Origin of the sequence: Dolichospermum sp. UHCC 0406 (assembly GCF_009712025.1) — a bacterium.
Taxonomy (GTDB): Bacteria; Cyanobacteriota; Cyanobacteriia; order Cyanobacteriales; family Nostocaceae; genus Dolichospermum; species Dolichospermum lemmermannii.
Map to the genome: position 1 here is coordinate 36,281 of NZ_VILA01000026.1, position 22,120 is coordinate 58,400.

A 22,120-nucleotide genomic window follows, 5' to 3' on the forward strand; every position below is an offset into this window, starting at 1 on the left:
GCGGCTTTAGCCCTGAAAGTATCAATATTAGTGGTTTGTTTCATTTTCAAGTTTTTTAATGGACTTATAATAAAGAATGGCACCAAATTAAAGGCAGAAAAATTCCAATTCTTATCTTCTCATCAACGAGAATCAATATTTAACAAAAACTCATACAGAGTTAAATAGTGATAGCGTATCTACTATTACAACTAAAACAATGTCAAATCATAAGAGTTCTCTAAAATCTTCTTTGCATTCAATGCAGGCTGTTATGCCTTCTGAAGTTAGTGATACTTTATATCATAAACTAACTACTTTGTCTGTAATCACCGAGTTTTTTCCTCCAGACTATGCTGCAACCGGACAGTTGATTGAAGAACTAGTGAAACAGCTTGAGAAACAAGGAATCATGATTAGAGTATTTACTGGACAACCAGGGTACGCTTTTACTACGGCTAAAGCCCCAGCCTTAGAGCAATTAGGCAACATTCGCGTCCAAAGATCCCGATCTACTCAGCTTTGGTCTAAGAGGATTCGCGGGAAGGCTGTGAATGGTGTTTTATTTACATTGCGGACTTTTCTCCATATTATCAAGAATGCTCGCAAAAATGATGTATTTCTATTAACTTCAGCACCTCCTTTTTTATCAATAGCCGGATATTTCGCTCATTTGTTATTAAAATTTCCCTATATATGCTTAATTTATGATCTATATCCGGATATTGCGATCGCTTTAGGAGTAGTTTCCAAAAAGCACTGGTTAGCTAAGTTTTGGTGGGCAGTCAACCGCCAGATTTGGCAAAAATCCCAAGGAATTATTGTGCTGAGTCCTGCTATGAAAGAGAGAGTCATAGCAATCTGTCCAGAAGTGGCTGATAAGGTGTCTGTGATTCACAGTTGGGGGGATTCTGAGTTAATTGTCCCCATTGCCAAAGAAAAAAACTGGTTTGCCAAACAACATAATTTGGACACCAAATTTACAATTCTTTATTCTGGTAATATGGGTCGGTGTCATGATACGGATACAATTTTGGCAACTGCTCAAAAATTACAAGATGAACCGATTCAATTCGTTTGTATTGGTGGTGGACCCAAACGTGAAAGCTTTATTCAAGATGTGACTGGTTTAGGATTAAAAAACTTTCTCTTTCTCCCCTATCAAGACAAAAGTGTGCTACCCTATTCCTTGACAGCTTGCGATTTATCCTTAGTCAGTGTAGAAGCAGGTTTAGAAAGTTTAGTTGCTCCTAGCAAACTCTATCCAGCTTTAGCTGCGGGAAGACCCATAGCAGCTATTTGTCCAAAAGATTCCTACTTGCGACAGCTAATAGCAGATGGTGAGTTTGGTATTAGCATTGACAATGGAGACAGTGATAGTCTATCTAAGTTTATTCTCAACTTAAAGAGCGATCGCCAACTTGCAGAAAAAATGGGTAATGCCTCCCGCGAATATTTGCAGTCAAACTTTACGCCAGAAATCATCGCTAAACAATACATCAATGTGTTAGAACAAGCTATAATTTGAAATGTCACTCCAGCGTTATCAACGTCAGTGTGTGAACAAATTCAGTAAATTTAAGACAACTCAGTTAACAAAATTTAATACCTCAGACGATGTTGAATCAGGAGTTGGGCTTTGATGGTCTTTTTGATCTCAGTCCCTCCCATGCAACCTTCTTACGATCTATTGTTTAGTTAGTGATCAGGAGGCCAAAGTGCAGAAAAGGTGTGAGCGAAATCGGAAACGTTCCCAACGCAGGGCTATCCATTGTCCCATACATAGCTGCTATATAGATAGTGTTAGCCAAAAATACGGACTATTTGCCGAACAAGCCGGACAACTACAAGAGCGGGGTATTGCTCGTCGAGAAGCGATGATTTTAGTCGCCAATAAAACTACAGTTTCTTTAACTGGTGAGTGGTTAGAGGCTTTTTGGTGCGAAGAGTGCCAGGAAACAAAATGGTATCATGTGCATAAGCATGGATCTAAATATGAAATATCTCTTGCCCCAGCCGAACTTTGGCAACAAGCAACAGGTGTAATTCATCCCCATCGGAATCCTTCTGTGGGAGAATTTACCTACAGACAATCTCGAATGCTTGGGGGTAACAGTGTTAAAGACTTCTGGGTAATGAATTGACATGAAAAAAGCTCTCATTTGTGGAGTATCTGGACAAGATGGAGCTTATCTGGCGCAATTGCTGCTAAAACAAGGCTATACAGTCTGTGGAACTTCCAGAGATGCCCAAATTTCTCCTTTCCAGAATTTAGTCCACTTAGGAATTAAAGACCAAGTAAAGCTGGAGTCAATGTCCTTGACTGACTTCCGTAGCGTCTTACAGGTACTGACAAAAATCCAACCAGATGAAGTCTATAATTTGGCCGGACAAACTTCCGTCGGTTTATCTTTTGGACAACCTGTAGAAACCCTAGAAAGCATAGCTACAGGCACACTAAATTTATTAGAAGCTATTCGTTTTTTAGGCGCGACCATTAAACTTTATAATGCAGGTTCGAGTGAATGCTTTGGTGATACTGGCAATGTAGCAGCAGCAGAAAATACTCCATTCCGTCCTAGAAGTCCTTATGCTGTAGCTAAATCCGCTGCTTTTTGGGAAGTAGCTAACTACCGAGAAGCTTACGGATTATTTGCCTGTTCTGGCATTTTATTTAATCATGAATCTCCCCTGCGTCCAGAAAGATTTGTCACTCAAAAAATTGTAGCTACTGCCTGTCGCATTGCCCAAGGTAGTAAGGAAAAATTATATTTAGGTAATATGTCAATTCAGCGGGACTGGGGTTGGGCGCAAGAATATGTGGAAGCCATGTATTTAATGTTGCAACAATCACAGCCAGATGATTATGTAATTGCAACGGGAGAAAGCACTTCCCTGGAAGATTTTGTCGCAGCAGCATTTGTATCTGTAAATTTAGATTGGCATGATCATGTAGTAGTTGATAGTAACCTGTTCAGACCTACAGATTTGGCTGTGGGGAAAGGTAATCCTAGTAAGGCTAAGAAACAATTAGGATGGGAAGCTAGATATAAGATGCAGGATGTGGTGAAAATGATGGTAGACGCGAGGTCAGAATCATGAAAAAAATCTGATCCAGTCGGGAACTTTTGCTAAAATAGTTAGGTGAAACATCGCTGAGATTGAAATCAAACATCAATATTTAAACTGTAATTGAGTAAGTAAAATGCCACCTACACAAGCAAATGGCGAAATTTATGAACAAGATTATCCTGAGTGGTTGGATATTACCCTTACCCAACTGCAAAATCGGGATTTAGAAAATATTGACTGGGAACATTTGATTGAGGAAATCACTGCATTGGGAAACGAACAAAGGCGTAAAGTAGAAAGTTACTTGAGACAACTTATTAAGCATTTACTTCTTTATCAATATTGGGAAGCAGAGAGATTCTATTGTGCCAAAGGATGGATTGAAGAAATTGATAATTTTAGGTCTGAATTAGATTTATTATTAGAGTCTAAAGTTCTTTATAATCATTGTGAAAAAATCATAGATAAAATTTACACCAAAGCTAGAAATAATACAATTCGTAAATCTGAACTATCTCCAACAATATTCCCTGAAACTTGTCCTTATTCTTTAACAGAAATTCTCAATCCTGAATGGTTGCCATCATAATATTTATTATGTTTATAAACTTAGCCAAAACATTAAGCAAAATTAAGGTTATAAGAAATGGCTTATAGTGACTTTACTCTAGAGAGAATCACTAAAATATTTGGCATTAATATTGAAGAAAGAACAAATGTTTTCACTGCTTTCGACCAGTTAACAGTTGATGCTTTTTTTATCAAATACTTACAAAATAATATTCCCTTAGCTCAAGCAATTAGTACAGAGAAAGCCAAATCAGAAATGATTATTGCCCCTGTTTTAATTGAAGTAAGAAGATTATTAGATAATAAAATTAGTTTATTCTCAGGAATTGATTTTAATGTTAATATTGAGCAAGGTTTAAATGGATTTTGCGATTTCTTAATCGGTTTATCATCTCAACAGTTATATGTAACATCTCCTGTGATTGCTTTGGTGGAGGCGAAAAATGATAATCTTAAACAAGGATTTGCTCAATGTATTGCCGAAATGATTGCTGCTGCTCAATTAAATCAATCGGAGGGAAATAATGTTGAAAATATTTATGGTTGTGTTACCAATGGCAATCAATGGGTGTTTTTGCAATTAACTGGTAATCTAGTGGTAGTTGATTTAGATGAGTATTATATAAATCAACCAGAAAAAATTATTAGTGTATTTGTGAGTCTAATTAAGTCAGAGTTCAATCGGAAGCAAATCTAGTTTTTGAAAGGAATTAGATAAACCTAACTGCTATTGAAAAACAGAAAACTACGAGTTAATTCCGGGGTTTTCAGCCTATGTTCTTATAAAATACAAGATGTCGTGAAAATGATGGTAAATATGAGGTTAGCTAGATCAGAGTCATGAAAGAAACCACTTCTCCACCAGAACTAATAATTGAAGCAGGGCGGACAGAAAAGCAATACTGGCAAGATTTATGGCGATATAGAGAACTATTTTACTTCCTAGCTTGGCGAGATATTTTAGTTAGATATAAACAAACAGCCATTGGGATTGTTTGGGCGCTAATTCGCCCTTTTTTGACAATGGTAGTATTTACAGTAGTATTTGGGCAATTGGCAAAATTACCTTCTGAAGGTGCGCCCTATCCAATTCTCGTATTTTCTGCCATGTTACCTTGGCAATTCTTTTCCAATTCCCTCTCAGAGTGTAGTAATAGTTTAATTACCAATGCCAATTTACTATCAAAAGTCTATTTTCCTAGATTGGTAGTACCTACTAGCGCGGTAGTAGTTAGCTTTGTGGATTTTATGATTTCTGGGATAATTTTATTGGCTTTAATGGCTTGGTATAACTTTGTTCCCACTTGGCGAATTTTAACCTTACCATTATTTATTGGTGTGGCCTTTGCTGCTTCAATGGGTGCAGGATTATGGTTGGCTTCCTTGAATGTGCAGTATCGAGATTTCCGGTTTATTGTCCCATTTATTGTCCAGTTTGGTTTATACATTTCACCCGTAGGATTTAGTAGCACTATTGTTCCTGAAAAGTGGCGGTTTCTCTACTCCTTAAATCCAATGGTGGGAGTAATTGATGGTTTTCGGTGGGCAATTTTGGGCGGTAACTCCCAGTTATATTTACCAGGTTTTATTCTCTCTATGGCTCTAGTTGTTTTACTATTAGTGAGTGGAATTTGGTATTTTCGGAAGATGGAACGAACGTTTGCAGATGTTATTTAAGATCATTTGCTAGAATGGAAAAGTTATTTTCACTGATATTTTCTGTCTGAATTCTCTCTCTAAGAACAAGATTTCATGGTTATGTCAGTGATAATCAATCTATAGTTGAATCTTGGCAACATTGATTAAATACAGGAGATAATTAACAATGTATCAAAGCGATGTGTATAACAAACCCAGCTATGAGCCATTACCTCCTCAACAAACACTGCCAACCATGTATGATTTACCTAGCGAAGATCCAGAGGAGCCAGGGTTGCCAGACGAATTTCACCTTTTACAACCAGAATTATTGCGTAGCACTTTTCGTCCACCTTCTTATGCAGAAGATAATGTATTTACAGGTAGTGACTTAAATTTATACTATGACAGCAAGCATACACAATGGTACAAACGCCCTGATTGGTTTGCAGTTTTGGGGGTATCCCGTTTTTATGAACAAACAGAATTAAGATTAAGTTATGTTACTTGGTATGAAGGAACATACCCCTTTGTGGTAGTAGAATTAATATCTCCAGGAACAGAAAACGAAGACTTAGGCAGAAATTTACGGGAAGTTAATCAACCTCCTAATAAATGGACAGTATATGAGCAAATTCTCAGAATCCCCTATTATTTTGTCTATAACCGTTATACTAATGAATTTAACTGTTTTGGTTTGGTAATGAACCGTTATCAACCGCTCTCTATTAATGGATTAGGGGTATGGCTAGAAGAAGCTGAATTAGGTTTAGGATTATGGGAGGGAGAATATCAAGGACTAACTAGACAGTGGTTACGTTGGTATGATAAAGAGAATAATTGGTTGCCTACTCCAGAAGAACGAGAAAAGCAACGGGCAGAACAGGAAAAGCAACGAGCAGAACAGGAAAAGCAACGGGCAGAACAAGAAAAGCAACGGGCAGATTCTGCTGAATTAGAAGTAGCTAAATTACGACAATTGTTATTAGAACAAGGTATCAGCTTACCTAATGATCAATAGGGTTGAAAAATTGTCCGGTACAAAGGTAATCATTACTAATTTTATGTCTAAATCACCTCTCTACGAAACAGATTTCATGGATTGGTTAACTCAACAAAAATTAGCTTTAGCCAGTCAAGATATCACAGCTTTGGATTGGGAGAACTTGGCAGAAGAATTAGATAGTATGGGCATTAGTGAAAAAAATGAGTTGAAAAATCGGTTAATAATTTTATTAACTCATTTGCTAAAATGGCAATACCAATCTTCTAAACGTTCTATTAGTTGGTTTACCACCATTGCCAACCAAAGAGATGATTTACAAGATATACTCAATGAAAAACCAAGTTTAAAACAATATATTCCTGATATTTTACCCAAAGCTTATCGAAATGCGAGAAGAGAAGCATCAGCAGAAACAGGTTTAGTATTAAGTACGTTTTCAGAAATTTGTCCTTATGATATACAAGAAATATTAAATCCTGAATTCTTGTGTAACACTACAGATGATTTTGAAAAAGCTATGTAGTGAGCTAATCAATCATGTATCAGATAAATCCACCATTATCTTTCCCTGAAACTTGTCCTTATTCTTTAAGAGAAATTCTCAATCCTGAATGGTTTCCATCATAATAGTTATTACAGCAGATTTCGCTCTAATGAGGTACAAACTTGAACCATGAAACTATTGTAGTGCGGGCATACTTCGACAAGCTCAGTACAAGTCTTGCCCGCTGGATATGTACCTCATAACACCGGAAAGTGCTGTATGATGTTTATAAACTCAGTTAAATATGAACGAAAAATACAATAGTGCCAAAGAATGGCGTAAAGCAAATTACCGAAAACTAAAACAATATCGTGGAGAATGGATTATTTACACTAAGGATGGTGTAATAGCTCATCACCAAGATTATAGAATCATGACACAGCAAATTGACCTTCAGAACTTAAAATCTTCTGACTACATCACTGAACGGATCTACGAGAACGAATTTATTGAGCCAGTGAAGTTTTTACCAGTGCGTTTTAGAACAGTCAAAAAACATGATTGGCAGCCAAAATACGATGACCAAAATCTGGAACTTTGTCTACAAGACATCTAATATTGTCAGCAATTAGGCGATTAAAAAAATATATAAATATAATTGGAAGATTTTCAGGTGAAGAAACCAAGTGCATTGTCTAATAAAGTTATTTACACCCCCGAAAGCCGGATTCGTCACCCAAAGCAACTATTACAGGAGATGGTAAGGGATTTACTGGCTTCTAGGGAATTGGCATGGCGGTTATTAGTGCGAGATATTAGCGCCCAATATCGTCAGTCTTTGTTGGGTGTGTTGTGGGCGTTTTTTCCACCCATTATCACAGCCTTGGGGCTGGTAGTTGCTAAAAATGCTGGGGCGGTAAATATTGGTATGACCGAGATTCCCTATCCGGCCTATGTGATGTTTAGTATGTCACTATGGCAGACCTTTGTGGAGGCTTTGAGTGGTCCTTTGGCGGCTGTGGGTGGGGCTAGGTCAATGCTGGCAAAAATTAACTTCCCCAAGGAAGCGATTATTTTGGCTAAATTAGGCGAAGTGTTTTTTAATTTTGGTATTAAGTTAATTTTAATTTTCGGGTTATTCCTCTGGTTTCATATTCCCGTTACCTGGAGTGTGTTTCTAGCGCCTGTAGCTTTGATTCATTTGATAATATTAGGAACAGCAATTGGCTTACTTCTTGCCCCTTTGGGGACTTTGTATGGGGATGTGGGCAGGGTGATACCGTTAATTGTGACTCCTTGGATGTTGTTAACTCCTGTGATTTTTCCCGTTCCTAAGCAAGGGTGGTTTAGTGTGGTGGTGAGTTGGAATCCTGTTACACCGTTGTTAGTCACAGCCAGGGATTTGGCGATAAGTGGAGTGGTATCCAATCCCACTGGATTTTGGCTAGTGAGTGGTTTGAGTTTTGTGTTGTTATTTGTGGCTTGGATTTTGTATCGGTTGTCAATGCCGTTTATTGTTGAAAGAATGAGTTCTTAGAATTTCTTAATTTTAAATTAATGTATTATGTTAAACACAGAAGAGCAGAATTTACACCATCACACAAATGACGGGGAAGTTTTAGTCAGGGTTGAGAATGTATCAAAGAAGTTTTGCCGTAGTTTAAAGAAGTCCCTGTGGTATGGGGTGCAGGATATTGGCTCAGAGATGATGGGAATCAAGTATGACCATGAACTTAGACCCGATGAGTTTTGGTCAGTGAAAGATGTAAGTTTTGAGTTACGTCGTGGGGAGTGTTTGGGGTTAGTTGGTCGTAATGGTGCAGGGAAGAGTACGCTTTTGAGAATGTTGAATGGCTTGATTAAGCCGGATCGCGGTTGCATTGAAATGCAGGGGCGAGTGGGGGCGTTGATTGCCCTAGGAACAGGGTTCAACCCAATTTTGACTGGTCGGGAAAACATTTATGTCAATGGCTCTGTTTTGGGACTTAGCAAAACAGATATTGATGGAAAAATTGAAGAAATTATTGAATTTGCTGGGATTGAAGGTTTTATTGATTCGCCAGTACAAGGCTATAGTTCAGGTATGCAGGTGCGATTAGGTTTTGCTGTAGCGACGGCTCTTTCCCCGGATGTGCTAATTTTAGATGAGGTATTAGCGGTTGGTGATGCGGCATTCCGCAATAAGTGTTACCGAAGAATTGCCAATGTACGTAAAAATGCGGCGGTTATTTTTGTTTCACATAACATGGAGCAAGTAGCGCGAATTTGTGACAAGATACTAGTGATGTCTGTGGGGGAAGTTGCCTTTTCAGGAAGCTTAGAACAAGGAATAGCGGTTTATGATCGGCTCAATGATGATGGGGAAGAGCAGGATGAGTCTTTTCTATCAGTAAGTGATCCGTTGACTTATTTTCAAGCTCAACTATCCCATGATGTTTTGTCTTCTGGTTCTCCTTTAGACATTCAAGTTTCTATTGAAAGTTCTGATTTTCTGGAAGACTTTCTCCTACGCATAAGTTTTTATGATGCTTCTGGGGCTTTTGCCGCTGATTGTAACTTTTTTGCGCGTGACTATAAAATTTCGCTTCTAGCTGGAACTTCCCATTGGGATGTTTCTCTTAGCTCTATCCCCTTAAAAAATGGACTTTATCGAATTAGTTTCAGTGTCATTGATAGACAGGGTGATCTTGTTGTTTGGTCTCATAAACAGCAAAAAATAAAAATAGTGGATGCCTATCCTGGGGCAAATGCTAATTGCCAATTACAATTAGGACATTGGCTGACCTAATTTCATTAGACTAATTAAATAACACAAGTATTAAAACTGACACTAAGCTTTATGACTCCTATTCAAATTATAAAAAACTGTGAAAATTTAGTTTACGAGTCACTCCCTCAGGTGTTAAATCGACGTTATGAGATTACCTATAAACCTGATGGTAGTCCTGTTACTACTGCCGATGTGCTACTAGAGAACATCATTAAAAATTATCTGGTTAGTCAAATTGCTAATCTTAATTTTATTGGTAGAGCATCTCAATATAGTTTGAACGATAGAGCGCTTTTATCTGAAAATCTGCACTTTTTACTATTCTAAGTATGACTAAATCAAACATCGATCTGGTTAGAGAAAAAAGTTTGCTTTTAAAGAAAAAAGTTAGATATGAAAGTATCAGAAGGAATGTGTTATTAATGATAAAATTAACTTATTTTAGTCGCTTAGTCCGATTATTTGCACGGTGGCAAAATTCTTCAGAGATAAAGAGACTTAGAAATATACACAAAGGTGAGCGATGCGTAATTGTTGGGATGGGTCCTAGCTTAAAAATTGAAGACCTTGAGAAGTTAAAGGGTACTATAACTTTTGCCTGCAATAAAGTCTTTCTCGCTTACGAAAAGACTAATTGGCGTCCCAACTATTACACGGTTTCTGATTGTTTTTGATGAGCTTACAGCCTCCTAATCAAGCTGATCTTTCAATACTCAGGCTTTGCACAATAAAACACTTCGAGTATCACATTCTACCAATATCACAACAAGGGAAAATTGATGGCTTATATTAATGTTAGTCCATCCTTGAAAATCGGAGATGATCAACCTCTAACTTTGATTGGAGGCCCCTGTGTCATAGAGTCAGAAGACTTTACCCTTAAAATGGCAGATTCTATCAATGAAATTTGTATTTCATTAGGGATATCTTATATTTTTAAGTCTTCCTTTGATAAGGCTAACCGTACCTCTATCAATTCTTTCCGAGGATCTTCTTTAGAAGAAGGTCTCAGAATACTCCAAAAAGTTCAAGATAAGATTGGGGTTCCAGTCTTAACCGATATTCATGAAAGCTATCAAGCAGAAATAGTAGCGCAGGTTGTTGATGTCTTACAAATCCCTGCTTTTCTCTGTCGTCAAACTGATCTTCTTCTAGCGGCAGCGGCAACGGGGCGGGCTATTAATGTGAAGAAGGGACAATTTTTAGCCCCTTGGGACATGAAAAATGTAGTTCAGAAGCTTGAATCTGGAGGAGCAAAAAATATTCTCCTCACTGAACGGGGAACTAGCTTTGGATACAACACTCTAGTTGTAGATTTTCGGTCTCTACCCCAAATGCGAGATTTAGGGTATCCAGTTGTTTTTGATGCAACTCATAGCGTTCAAATGCCTGGAGGACAGGGGACTAAATCAGGAGGTCAAAGACAATTTGTGCCATATTTAGCTCGAGCAGCAGCATCCATTGGAATTGATGCCTTGTTTATGGAAGTTCATGAAGATCCAGATTCCGCCCCAAGTGATGGACCAAATATGATACCTCTGAATCAACTTGAGACGGTTTTAAGTCAAGTGTTACGTATTCATCAGCAACAGCGTTCTATGGAGGTAGTAGAACTTAAATGATTAAGCTATTAGACGGTGATTTGAGACGACGATTGCAAAACGTTAGACTGTTAGCTCTAGATGTTGATGGAGTTTTAACAGATGGTGGGCTTTATTACACTGAGACAGGTGAAGAATTTAAAAAATTTAATGTTAAAGATGGAATGGGTATTAAACTCATTATGGAAGCTGCTATTGAGGTGGCGATTCTCACATCTAGCTCTTCTTCCTCAGTTCTTTATCGAGCAAAAAAATTAGGGATTCCTCATGTATTTCTTGGAGTAGAAGAGAAGTTACCTGAGTTAAAGAAGTTATGCCATAAGTTAGGGACTTCATTAGAACAAGTAGCTTACATGGGTGATGATATTAACGATCTACCTATTCTTAGGGTAGTTGGTTGTCCAGTAACTGTTTCAGATGGCGTAGCAGAGAATCAAGAGTGCGCAGTATATACTACTGAATGCTTGGGTGGATGCGGCGCAGTGCGTGAAGTTTGTGATTTGCTACTCAAAGCTAAAAACTCAAATTAATAAATCATCTAGTTTTTCAATAAATAATCTCATGTAAGTTAACACTATGCAGTCTTTTAATCTTGAATTTTAAAATTCTGTCTTCACCTTTATCGCCAGATCCTTGCTGGATTGTCAAAAAATAACCTTTTTGTAGCTTTATTGTTCTATGACTCCTAGAGTAGTAGCGTTTGTACCTGCAAAGGGTACCAGCCATCGTGTTCCAAACAAGAATACAAGAATTTTTAATGGAGAACCTTTCTTCTTATTTACTGTTCGTAAACTCTTAAAGTGTGATTTTATTGATGAGGTATATGTAGATTCTGAAAATATGGAGATTTTAGAAAGGGCTAAACTAATTGGAGCAAAGCCACTTTTGAGAAATATTGAACTGGCATCTAATAAAACAGATGGGCATCAGCTTTTCTACAATGAAGTCGTTCAAGTAGATGCAGACATCTATATTCAGCACCTTTGTACTAGTCCTTTTGTTAAGGAAGAGACTATTAAAACTGCTATTGATATCCTGATTCAGCAACCAGCACATGATTCCGTTGTACTTGTAGCAAAGGAGAAACGGTATCGCTGGGAAAATGGTTTACCTCTTTACAATCTAGAACACATTCCAAATAGTGTTGATCTTCCAGATGACATTGCCGAAGCGATGTCCCTCTACTGTGTAAGACGGGAAGCAGTTTTAGCTACGAAACGTCGAATTGGTAATTCTCCCTATTTGCTATTTGCAGATCCGATGGAGAGAATCGATGTTAACACAGAAGAAGATCTTTCCCTTGCTCGTACAGTTGGTGCTGGTTTAATTGCAGAAGAGGAGAAGCGTTTACGGATTATCGCTAAGTTTTTAACAAGTCCGATTCTATCGGATGTAGCGGATGAATTAGGTCTTCATTGTGTTCTTCCCCCTGAATACAGCCCTAACATACCAGGTGCAAAGTTGTTTGGTCGAGCGCGTACACTCCACATCCGGGAGTCCTTACCTGAAGATCCTCCAGACAGTATCTACGAAGCGTTGAAGTCTTATGCCCATGTTGTGAGCAACGATATAATTGTAGTCCGCAATGAGAGACCAGATCTAGCTTATTTTGGTGACCTCAATATGTCTTTGGCAATTCGCTCTGGTGCTATAGGGGCAATCGTTGGTGGCTTTACTCGTGACACTCAATCAACTGCTAATTTTGGTTTTCCTGTTTATGCCAAAGGTCGCTATTGTCGAGATATTAAAGGTCAGGGAGCAGTGCAGTCCATCAATCAGTCAATTGAATTAGATGGAATTAAAATCCATCCAAGTGATCTAGTTTTTGCTGATGAAGATGGAGTAGTAGTGATTCCTCGAAAAGAAGAATCTAAATTTTTGCAAGCTGCGCTTGAGAAAGTTTCGAGTGAAAAGAGCTTGTTAGCGGATATATGCAAAGATGTTAAAGTACAATCTCTCGTTGAGAAGTATGGTTTTTTCTAATGAGCTTATATAAATTTTTTTTAGACAAGCTGATTTCTAACATTCAGCGTATTGAGGATCTAAGCTGCAAAGTAGAGAAGGCATCTGAACTAGTAGATTCGGTTTCTTCAGTAGTAATCATTGGTGTTGGGAAAAGTGGGTACGTAGGGCGAAAATTTGCAGCTTCTCTTCAAAGTATTTCCGTCCAAGCTTGCTTCATTCACGCAGGAGAGGCGGGTCATGGGGATTTGGGCTTTGTCACTCCTGGCGCTCTTGTGTTTGCGCTTTCAAAAAGCGGCAATTCATCTGAGATAAATCTTTTGTTGCCAATTCTTAGATCGCGTAATTGTACAATCGTTGCGATAACCAATCGAGTAGATTCTGAGTTGGCTAATATGTCTGACTTAGTGTTTCCCTTAAAGACAGAGGATGAAGGCGACAATCTAAACATACTTCCTCTGATTTCTACAGAAATTAGCCTTGTTATTTGTGACTGTATTGTTGCCTATGTTGCTGAACTAAAAGGATACAGTGAAAAAAGCTTTGCTGTTAACCATCCCTGTGGACAGCTAGGCTTTAACATTTCTTACCTTCTCAAAGATTTATCTACTTGGAAAACGAGGAAGCCATTTCTATCAGCAGAAGCGAATATGTTTGAATGTCTCTTAAAAATCTCTGAACATAAAGCTGGGATTCTTTGCGTTGTTGATTCAGAATCGAGAATTATCGGAATAGTATCTGATGGTGATATTCGTCGTGCCATCACAGAGCGACTAGATTTTTCTGCAATTTCTGTTGGCGGTTTAATGAATCAAAATCCGTTGCTCCTTAAGAAAGATTTTACGGTTGGAGAAGCATTGGAGGCAATGGAACGCCAGAATAGGAAAGTTTTTGCTGCACCTGTTGTTAATCAGGATGGATTTTGTGAAGGTGTAGTCACACTCCATGACCTACTAAGAGTATAATAAACTTCATTGTGACGTGTTTTATTCACCGATTCAGGATATACTACCAACGAATCATCCAACTATTTAGAACCAATTAATTATTATTATTTGAAGTATGACTAAATCAAAAATTGATCTGGTTAAAGAAAAAATTCTGCTTTTAAAGAAAAAAGTTAGATATGAAAGTATCAGAAGGAATGTGTTATTAATGATAAAATTAACTTATTTTAGTCGCTTAGTCCGATTATTTGCACGGTGGCAAAATTCTTCAGAGATAAAGAGACTTAGAAATATACACAAAGGTGAGCGATGCGTAATTGTTGGGATGGGTCCTAGCTTAAAAATTGAAGACCTTGAGAAGTTAAAGGGTACTATAACTTTTGCCTGCAATAAAGTCTTTCTTGCTTACGAAAAGACTAATTGGCGTCCCAACTATTACACGGTTTCTGATGTTTTGATAGCAAAAAATAGTTCAGAAGAGATTGCTTTAACATTACAGCAATCTAAGGGAATATTTCCTGAATGGGTAAGACACTGCCTGCCTGAAAATAACGATATTCTATGGATTCCAGTTGCTGAAAAAAAAGAATACTTTCCTGGTTCAGGTGTTGGTTTTTCTATAAACCTTGAAAATGGGATACAGCCTGGGGGGTGTACAGTTCTCTATGATCAAATCCAAATTGCCTTTCATATGGGTTTTTCAGAAGTAATTCTTATTGGAGTAGATTTTTACTACAGCGGTTTGAAGAAGACAGGTGAGTTCTCAGAACAGGGCGAGATTGTTACAAGTACAGGTGATGTAAACCATTTTCACAAAGACTATTTGAGACCTGGTGAATCTAGTACTGTCCCGAAAATTGAAGAACAAAAAATTGCCTATAGGGTAGCGAAAAAAGTTTTTGAGGATTCAGGGAGAAAGCTAATAAATGGATCTCGTAAAACTTTTTTAGAAGAGCTTGAGAGAGGCGACTTTGATGAACTATTTTCATGAAAATACCTTACCTTTACCAAAAATAGAGTATGAAGAGATATCTGATGCAAGTAGGTGGTTGGATTTAAATATAAGATTGATATTATTGAAAGCCTTGCTGTGACTTGATTCTCTGAAAAATTAATTATACCTATCTACTTATTAGATAGAGTTATAGTCTTCCAAAATAACAACGGAAAACACACACACATCCCATGCCCGACAGCCTAACACCATTACAATCCTTACTAATGGCTATAGACTTAACCGATTTAATATTCTCTAGGAATATTTGCGCCCAACACATTTTCTTAAAATCCCTATAAATAAAAATAAATGGATATATTTGATTGCCCACTAGTTAGTGTTGTTATACCTGCATACAACGCTCAAGCCTTTGTTAAAGAGGCAATTGACTCTGTTCTTGCACAAAGCTATAAAAATTTTGAAGTTATTGTTATTGATGATGGTTCGTCTGATTCAACCTTAGCAATTTTGGATCAATATAAACATTGCCACCAGATAAAAGTATTAACACATGAGAATAATCAAAATCTTGGGGTTAGCAAATCAAGACAACTGGGAGTAAAGCACTCTCAGGGTAACTATATTGCATTCTTAGATGCTGACGATGTTTTCTTGCCAGAAAAACTTCAAATTCAAGTTAATACTTTTAGTCAATTTGAAGATATTGTTCTTTGCCATACTGCGGTTAAAACTAAGTCAAATGTCGAGGAATATTGTCCTGATTTCGCCAGTAATTTTTCAATTTCATCAGACGTACATAACTATTATCTTAATGAGAAAAGTTACTTTCTAAAATCGAATCATATTTGCAATTCAACTACATTAATTAAAACTGATGTTATAAAGAAATTATCATTTGCCTCAGATCAAGTTTTTCAGTATGAAGACTGGCTCCTATGGATAATGCTTTCTGACAAAGGAAAGTTTCTGTTTTTACCTCAACAGCTAATTGAATATCGCTATCATCCTGCCTCTGCTACTAACTTACTATTGTCCCAGCCCCTAAAGATACTTTATTCTAGGATGGAATTGTTTCTATCGGTGATTACAAAGATAGATGAAAAAAAGATTAGAAATCTAGTCGCCATTGAACTTAGAGATACTCTCATAGACTTGGCAACTAATTATGCTAATTCTTCAACATCAGATAATAATCTCGAACTAGTTTATGAATTCATGTTAGACCTTTTCGATAAAAATTCAGAGAGTCCTAATTTTTCTCAAGATATCGGGTTGAATATTTATCAAAAAAAGATATATGAGCTTGAGTCACAAATTTATACGATGCAAAACAGCAAAATATGGCGATTGAGAAATAAACTAATTTTTCTGAGAAAAAAACTTTTCAATGTGTAAAATTAGGTAATATGATCTGGTTTAAATGATCACGTGGTATCCTTATAGATGCGATCATATAAAGAAAAATTATTTTCTTTAATGCTATTAATTCAATTAATGGTATGATAAAGATAATAACTGGTTGCCTACACCAGAAAAACGAGAAAAACAACGGGCAGAACAGGAAAAGCAACGGGCAGAAAGGGTAGGGTGGCGAGTTTATTGGAAGTAGGCTCAAAGTTCACTTTACCAGTCTAATATTGTGGTTTTTCAAAAATAAATTTAGACTAGATATTTAAGCTAAGAGTAGATAAATGAGTAAAAATGCAGTATGTACAGTTATAACTAAGAGTTACTTGCCCTATGCCCGTACTCTAGCTAGTTCTTTAGCGGAACATAATCCTGATGTTGACTTATACGTTTTACTCGCTGATAAAGTAGATGATTATTTTGATCCCACCTTAGAACCTTTTAAATTTATATATCTAGAAGATTTATCCGACATTCAAACAGTCGAACAGATGTGTTTTTATTACACTCCTTTTGAGCTATGTTGTGCCTTGAGAGGATTTCTTCATGAGTATATGTTTGAACAAACTGATGCCCAAAAGTGGCTATTTCTTGATTCAGACATTATGGTTTTCAACTCTCTTGATCTAATTTTTGAGCAATTAGAGAATTCATCAATTTTATTGACTCCCCATAGGAATAATCATTTACCTATTGATTATGTTGGCTATGAAATTAACTTTTTAAAAAATGGTTTGTACAATGCTGGTTTTTTAGGATTGCAGAGAACAAGTATTTCTCAAAAATTTATCTCTTGGTTTAAGGACAGGCTAAAAAGTTTTGCTTTTAATGATTTTTTTGAACAAACTATTCTTTATAGAGGATTATTTGTCGATCAATTATGGCTTAACCTTGTGCCTTTATATTTTGATGAAGTAAGCTTTTGTTTAGAGCCAGGAGCTAATTTAGGACATTGGAATCTTTTTGGTAAGACTTTAAGCAAAGATAAACTTGGAAATATTAATGTTGACCAGAAACCTGTATTATTTGTTCATTTTAGTGGGTGGGATATTAATAATACAAATAAAGTTTCTAAATATGCACCCATGTATGAACAAGATTCGCCATCACTTTGGAGTGAAATATCAAAAAACTACAGAGATAGATTAATAGTAAATGACTATGAAAAATTCATGAATTATCCCTATGCTTTTAACTACTTCCATAATGGTGAATTTTTAACCACTGCAATGCGCCGTCAATATTACAATAATTTCGACCACGATAAAAATTCAAAATATTCTCCTTTTTCCAATGAAATTTATTGTCAATTAAAAACTAAACTAATTAATGACTCCCAAAAAACCTCAAGTTTCACATATTTAGTGAATCGTATTAAGTCAGTGATTAAAAAAATCCGAGGCAGATTTTTCTTAGAAAATTAGGTACTTAAAACAATGAAAATTCTATACGATATATCGGTACTGGGCATGGGTCACTATCATCCTCGTGCCAGAACTGGAATTTTTAGAGTTGTAGAAAACTTAGCTAATGGGCTTGTAGATTCTCCCGAAATTGACTTAAACTTCTGCTCTAGTCTGTCATTAAAATCTGTAAACGAATCTAGAGATTATTTGCTGGCCAACTCAAAGTTTTCTAATATGTCATTCATCGCTCCGAGTTGGCAAAATGATATATATATAGAAATTTCTAAGCTAATTAGTAATATTGGTCAACAAAAGAAAATTGGTATAGCATCAAAAGTAAAGCGTAGATTACTATATTCTATAATGAACACGATTGAGCAAAATACTAAGACGATAAACAATAAGCAAATACCTGAAATCGAGTTATTCCATTCTCCTTTTTATCCAATACCTGAGTATTTGCAATCACACAAAAGAATTAAAAAAATTCTAACAGTTTATGACTTAATACCAATTCTATACCCACAATTTTTTGAATTCCAAGAAGATCATCTAATTAAAAAGGCATTGCATGGCTTAAAACCAGATAACTGGGTTACCTGCATATCTCACGCAACAAAAAACGATCTCTGTAACTATCTACCAACAATTGATCCTGACCAAGTTATAGTTACCCCCTTAGCAGCATCTGAACTCTTCTATCCATGTCATAATCATCAAGAAATTGAATCTATCAAGAAAAAATACCAGATTCCTAATGGTGTAAATTACATCCTCAGCCTTAGCACTCTGGAACCCAGAAAAAATATAGACCATACTATTCGTTGCTTTGCGAAATTAGTTGAGCAAGAAAATATTAAAGACCTATATCTTGTTCTTGTTGGTACTAAAGGATGGGACTACGAAAAAATCTTTAACGAATTATCTAACTTATCCACATTGAAAGCTCGTATCATCGTCACTGGATATGTAGCCGATGAAGATTTAGCTGCCTTGTATAGTGGTGCTATGGCATTTGTATATCCGTCTTTTTATGAAGGATTTGGACTTCCTCCCTTAGAAGCTATGCAATGTGGCGTGCCAGTAATCACTTCAAATACATCTTCTCTACCTGAAGTTGTCGGCGATGCAGGAATTATGGTTTCTCCTACAGATACAGATGCACTATGCCAAAGTATGCTTGATATTTATACTCAGTCCTCACTCCGAGAGACAATGGCATTGCAATCAATAAAACAAGCTAAAAAATTTAGTTGGCAAAAGTGTACTCAAGAAACTATTAATGCTTACAAAGCAGCTTTAAATACTTAATCAGTTAAGTTGCTTTTATTCTAATTATGTTTAGGTGAAATTCATGAAAATTCTATATGATGGCGAGATCTATGGTGCCCAAAAAGTAGGAGGAATTAGTCGCTACTTTGACAATATTATTAGCAGATTGCCAGAAAACTATCAGCCAATCCTAACAAGTCCACGCTCGCGGAATGAACCCCATCCTCATCATCCAAATTTAAAGATATTTAACTATAACCGATTTGCCTTTAAACCAGGGAGGGTGTCTTATTGGCTAGAAAAATATTATTTTCGAGCCGTTGAAGCAACAACCAACAACCCTCAAATTTTTCATCCAACCTACTATAGCTTATTAACACGTCAAGAATTCAAAGAAAAGCGTTGTCCAATTGTTCTAACCGTTTATGATATGATTCATGAAGCTTTTCCTCATTTAATTGATAAAGACGGACAATTTGCAACAATAAAGCGTCAAGCAATATCAAAATCTGATGTGATTTTATGTATTTCTGAAAGCACTAAAAGAGATTTATTGCATTGGTATCCATTACTGGAAGAAAAAATATGGGTAACTCATCTCGCAACAGAGTTTGATCCTTGCTTAGAAGATGGTGACGAGCCTATTCCCTCTCGCCCATTTTTCCTTTATGTAGGCTCAAGAGGGACTTATAAAAACTTTAATAATTTGTTAATTGCTTTGGCAAAAATAGGTTCTAAAATTCCAGATGTCCTACTTTGCGTCGTTGGTTCTCCATTTGATTCTACAGAAAAAGAACAAATTAGCGAACTTAATCTAGATAATCATATTGAAAACTTTAGTTACGCTAGTGATGCTCACTTAGCTAAACTTTATCGAAATTGTGTTGCTTTTGTCTATCCATCTTTGTATGAAGGTTTTGGTATTCCTCTTTTGGAGGCAATGATTTGTCAAGCACCAATAATTGCTTCTAATACCTCCAGTTTCCCCGAAGTAGTTGGCGATGCGGGCTTACTTTTCGATCCTACTTCTGTAGCAGACCTTGCTGATAGATTATTATTTATGCTTGATAATCCAGCAGAAAGGGATATTTTAATCACGAAAGGTCTAAAGCGAGTTAAACATTTTAGCTGGGATAAGACGGCTGCTCAGACTGTGGAAGCCTATCGTTCTGTCTTGGGTTGACCTTAGATAAATTGACGAAAACTGTTGGGCGATCGCCCTTAAAAAATATACTTTAGAACTAAATGCTTAATCTCAAAGAGGCTGATATTACTCAAACACGGTTTTATCAAGAGGTGTTAGAAATTGGTGAGAAAAAAGGTTTACAACAAGGAGAAGCAAATCTAACTATTCGTTTGCTAAAACACCGTTGTGGTAATTTAACTGCTATTCAAGAGCAAAAAGTGCGTTTGCGTAGCATTCCGTAGGAATCGCTCTCGATTTCTCAATTAGAATCATTAGGAGAGGGATTATTGGATTTTCAAAGTATGTCAGATTTGGAAAATTGGTTTCAAGATAATCGCCGTTTATCTTGAAAGCGATCGCTAATTTATGAAATCTCAAATTAGTCCTTGGGGAAATTCTTTAGCCTTCACTCTATAAATAAAATAAGAAAATCAGATCCCCGACTTCTTAGAGAAGTCGGGGATCTGAAGCTCTAGAGTGGCGGCAATTGAGATATACTTTGTTTATCTTGAAAGCGATCGCTAATTTATGAAATCTCAAATTAGTCCTTGGGGAAATTCTTTGGCCTTGAGAATCCCCAAATATATTGCAGATGAAAATGAGGAATGGGAACTGCTCGCAGCAGCACTTGTGCGATCGCTTATATACGCTCATATACTAGAATGTAAATAAGCATGAAGACCGACAAACTATTTTACCGGATATTTCTCAATCAACCAGGTCTTCTTGCCGAACTCCTCCCCGGAATCCCCCCAGATTGTCAATTCGATTACTCAGCACCAGTCATTAAAGAACAGGAATTTCGTCATGATGGGATTTTAACCCCTTTAGGAAAAGACCCCAATCTTCCCCTAGTGTTTCTAGAAGCGCAAATGCAGCCAGACACAGACTTTTATGGACGCTACTTTGCCGAAACCTACCTTTATTTAAAACAGTATAAAATTATCAGACCTTGGCGAGGATTACTAATTCTCAAATCCCGTGGTCATGACCTGGGTTCAGAAATTCCTTACCAATTCCAGTTAGATAACCAAGTCCAAAGACTCTACTTACAAGACCTCCTACATCAAAATTGCCTAAGTCCCAATCTAGCATTACTGCAACTGATTATCCTCCCGAAAACAAAAACCATTCAAGCTGCTCAAAACCTACTAGAAAGTAGTAAAGGTCAACCAGAATTTAGGCAAAAACTAGATTTAGTTGAAGCTATACTAGTAAATAAATTCCCTAACCTAAGTTTGGAGGAAATATTAAAAATGTTAAACCTAAAAACTGCTGATATTACCCAAACGCGTTTTTATCAAGATGTTTTTCAATTAGGTATTCAAGAGGGTAGACAGGAAGGTGAGCAAAAAGGTAGACAAGAGGGTGAGCAAAAAGGTAGACAGGAGGGTGAGCAAAAAGGTAGACAGGAAGGTGAGCAAAAAGGTAGACAGGAAGGGGAATTGAACCTGATTATCCGCTTATTAAACCGTCGTTTGGGAGTAGTTACCCCAAATCAAGAAAACCAAATTCGCAGCTTATCCCTTCCTGGACTAGAAGCATTAGGAGAAGCACTCCTAGATTTTACCAACCCCACGGACATAGATACCTGGTTAAATACCCACAGGAAACTGAATCCTCAGATACCCGACACATTCCCCGAAAATGATAGTTGAACAAGGCGTTGCTGAACTTCCCGCCTTGGCGTGAGGTAAAATCTTTATTAACTTTCTGCTGGAGTAAATTTAGAAGAGGAAAGTTTAGCTCAAGGAAGAAATAAAGAAGATGTGAAAAAATTTGGATACCGTTTTCTGGAAATTGCTAGAAACAGTCAGAAGTGAAAATGAGCGAAAATTGTCGAGCGATAGACAACTAAATTT

The 22,120-nt window shown here is 36.8% G+C and carries 24 protein-coding genes and 1 pseudogene; all 25 read left to right on the top strand.

Features of this window, described 5'->3' with window-relative positions; translation table 11 throughout:
* Positions 1-241 precede the first annotated feature (241 nt).
* The 25 genes and pseudogenes from FJR09_RS20340 (at position 242) to FJR09_RS20455 (ending at position 21,916) form a co-directional block, all read left to right on the top strand.
* Positions 242-1,507, top strand: coding sequence for a glycosyltransferase family 4 protein (locus FJR09_RS20340; protein ID WP_371725674.1), 1,266 nt, complete (start codon positions 242-244; stop codon positions 1,505-1,507).
* Between the two features lie 190 nt (positions 1,508-1,697).
* The gene (locus FJR09_RS20345) at positions 1,698-2,123 is read left to right on the top strand and encodes a hypothetical protein (RefSeq protein WP_015080486.1); all 426 of its coding nucleotides are present in this window, start codon (positions 1,698-1,700) and stop codon (positions 2,121-2,123) included.
* A 1-nt stretch (position 2,124) separates the two neighbouring features.
* On the top strand, positions 2,125-3,081 hold the full coding sequence (locus tag FJR09_RS20350) for a GDP-mannose 4,6-dehydratase (protein ID WP_168652916.1): 957 nt from the start codon (positions 2,125-2,127) through the stop codon (positions 3,079-3,081).
* A 103-nt stretch (positions 3,082-3,184) separates the two neighbouring features.
* The gene (locus FJR09_RS20355; protein ID WP_148764150.1) at positions 3,185-3,640 is read left to right on the top strand and encodes a DUF29 domain-containing protein; all 456 of its coding nucleotides are present in this window, start codon (positions 3,185-3,187) and stop codon (positions 3,638-3,640) included.
* Positions 3,641-3,697: 57 nt separating this feature from the next.
* Positions 3,698-4,318, top strand: coding sequence for a hypothetical protein (locus tag FJR09_RS20360; protein ID WP_015080489.1), 621 nt, complete (start codon positions 3,698-3,700; stop codon positions 4,316-4,318).
* A 143-nt stretch (positions 4,319-4,461) separates the two neighbouring features.
* Positions 4,462-5,298: an ABC transporter permease gene (locus tag FJR09_RS20365; RefSeq protein WP_168652917.1), complete on the top strand. Its 837-nt coding sequence runs from the start codon at positions 4,462-4,464 to the stop codon at positions 5,296-5,298.
* Positions 5,299-5,446: 148 nt separating this feature from the next.
* Positions 5,447-6,280, top strand: a complete 834-nt coding sequence (locus FJR09_RS20370; RefSeq protein ID WP_015080491.1) for a Uma2 family endonuclease — start codon at positions 5,447-5,449, stop codon at positions 6,278-6,280.
* Between the two features lie 43 nt (positions 6,281-6,323).
* Positions 6,324-6,788, top strand: coding sequence for a DUF29 domain-containing protein (locus FJR09_RS20375; protein WP_041458422.1), 465 nt, complete (start codon positions 6,324-6,326; stop codon positions 6,786-6,788).
* 14 nt (positions 6,789-6,802) lie between these two features.
* A complete protein-coding gene (locus FJR09_RS24825) occupies positions 6,803-6,892 on the top strand; it encodes a DUF29 domain-containing protein (RefSeq protein ID WP_148279050.1) in 90 nt (29 codons plus the stop codon).
* A gap of 161 nt (positions 6,893-7,053) precedes the next feature.
* Positions 7,054-7,365 carry a DUF5678 domain-containing protein gene (locus FJR09_RS20380; protein ID WP_168652918.1) on the top strand — a complete coding sequence of 104 codons (312 nt, stop codon included), beginning with the start codon at positions 7,054-7,056 and terminating at the stop codon, positions 7,363-7,365.
* A gap of 141 nt (positions 7,366-7,506) precedes the next feature.
* Positions 7,507-8,286: an ABC transporter permease gene (locus FJR09_RS20385; RefSeq protein WP_168652968.1), complete on the top strand. Its 780-nt coding sequence runs from the start codon at positions 7,507-7,509 to the stop codon at positions 8,284-8,286.
* Between the two features lie 27 nt (positions 8,287-8,313).
* Complete coding sequence (locus tag FJR09_RS20390; protein WP_168652919.1) at positions 8,314-9,537, top strand: ABC transporter ATP-binding protein; 1,224 nt, start codon at positions 8,314-8,316, stop codon at positions 9,535-9,537.
* A 51-nt stretch (positions 9,538-9,588) separates the two neighbouring features.
* Positions 9,589-9,846: a hypothetical protein gene (locus FJR09_RS20395; RefSeq protein ID WP_217361135.1), complete on the top strand. Its 258-nt coding sequence runs from the start codon at positions 9,589-9,591 to the stop codon at positions 9,844-9,846.
* Between the two features lie 452 nt (positions 9,847-10,298).
* Entirely contained in the window at positions 10,299-11,141 is an 843-nt protein-coding gene (gene kdsA / locus FJR09_RS20400; protein WP_168652921.1) for a 3-deoxy-8-phosphooctulonate synthase, read from the top strand.
* Complete coding sequence (locus FJR09_RS20405; protein ID WP_168652922.1) at positions 11,138-11,650, top strand: HAD family hydrolase; 513 nt, start codon at positions 11,138-11,140, stop codon at positions 11,648-11,650. Before kdsA ends, FJR09_RS20405 begins: the two co-directional genes overlap by 4 nt.
* A 148-nt stretch (positions 11,651-11,798) precedes the next feature.
* The gene (locus tag FJR09_RS20410; RefSeq protein ID WP_168652923.1) at positions 11,799-13,103 is read left to right on the top strand and encodes a cytidylyltransferase domain-containing protein; all 1,305 of its coding nucleotides are present in this window, start codon (positions 11,799-11,801) and stop codon (positions 13,101-13,103) included.
* Positions 13,103-14,047 carry an SIS domain-containing protein gene (locus FJR09_RS20415; RefSeq protein ID WP_168652924.1) on the top strand — a complete coding sequence of 315 codons (945 nt, stop codon included), beginning with the start codon at positions 13,103-13,105 and terminating at the stop codon, positions 14,045-14,047. The genes FJR09_RS20410 and FJR09_RS20415 overlap by 1 nt, the downstream gene beginning before the upstream one ends.
* 97 nt (positions 14,048-14,144) lie before the next feature.
* Positions 14,145-15,020: a 6-hydroxymethylpterin diphosphokinase MptE-like protein gene (locus tag FJR09_RS20420; protein ID WP_168652925.1), complete on the top strand. Its 876-nt coding sequence runs from the start codon at positions 14,145-14,147 to the stop codon at positions 15,018-15,020.
* Positions 15,021-15,335: 315 nt separating this feature from the next.
* A complete protein-coding gene (locus tag FJR09_RS20425; RefSeq protein ID WP_168652926.1) occupies positions 15,336-16,382 on the top strand; it encodes a glycosyltransferase in 1,047 nt (348 codons plus the stop codon).
* A 296-nt stretch (positions 16,383-16,678) separates the two neighbouring features.
* Entirely contained in the window at positions 16,679-17,818 is a 1,140-nt protein-coding gene (locus FJR09_RS20430; protein WP_168652927.1) for a glycosyl transferase, group 1, read from the top strand.
* Between the two features lie 12 nt (positions 17,819-17,830).
* Positions 17,831-19,111 (top strand): glycosyltransferase family 1 protein, encoded by a 1,281-nt coding sequence (locus tag FJR09_RS20435; RefSeq protein ID WP_168652928.1) that lies wholly within the window; start codon positions 17,831-17,833, stop codon positions 19,109-19,111.
* A 43-nt stretch (positions 19,112-19,154) separates the two neighbouring features.
* Complete coding sequence (locus FJR09_RS20440; protein ID WP_168652969.1) at positions 19,155-20,255, top strand: glycosyltransferase family 1 protein; 1,101 nt, start codon at positions 19,155-19,157, stop codon at positions 20,253-20,255.
* A gap of 62 nt (positions 20,256-20,317) precedes the next feature.
* Positions 20,318-20,608: pseudogene (locus FJR09_RS26265) on the top strand (DUF4351 domain-containing protein).
* 178 nt (positions 20,609-20,786) lie between these two features.
* Positions 20,787-20,930 carry a hypothetical protein gene (locus FJR09_RS20450; protein ID WP_168652826.1) on the top strand — a complete coding sequence of 48 codons (144 nt, stop codon included), beginning with the start codon at positions 20,787-20,789 and terminating at the stop codon, positions 20,928-20,930.
* A 2-nt stretch (positions 20,931-20,932) separates the two neighbouring features.
* Positions 20,933-21,916 carry a DUF2887 domain-containing protein gene (locus tag FJR09_RS20455; RefSeq protein WP_015080501.1) on the top strand — a complete coding sequence of 328 codons (984 nt, stop codon included), beginning with the start codon at positions 20,933-20,935 and terminating at the stop codon, positions 21,914-21,916.
* Positions 21,917-22,120 lie beyond the last annotated feature (204 nt).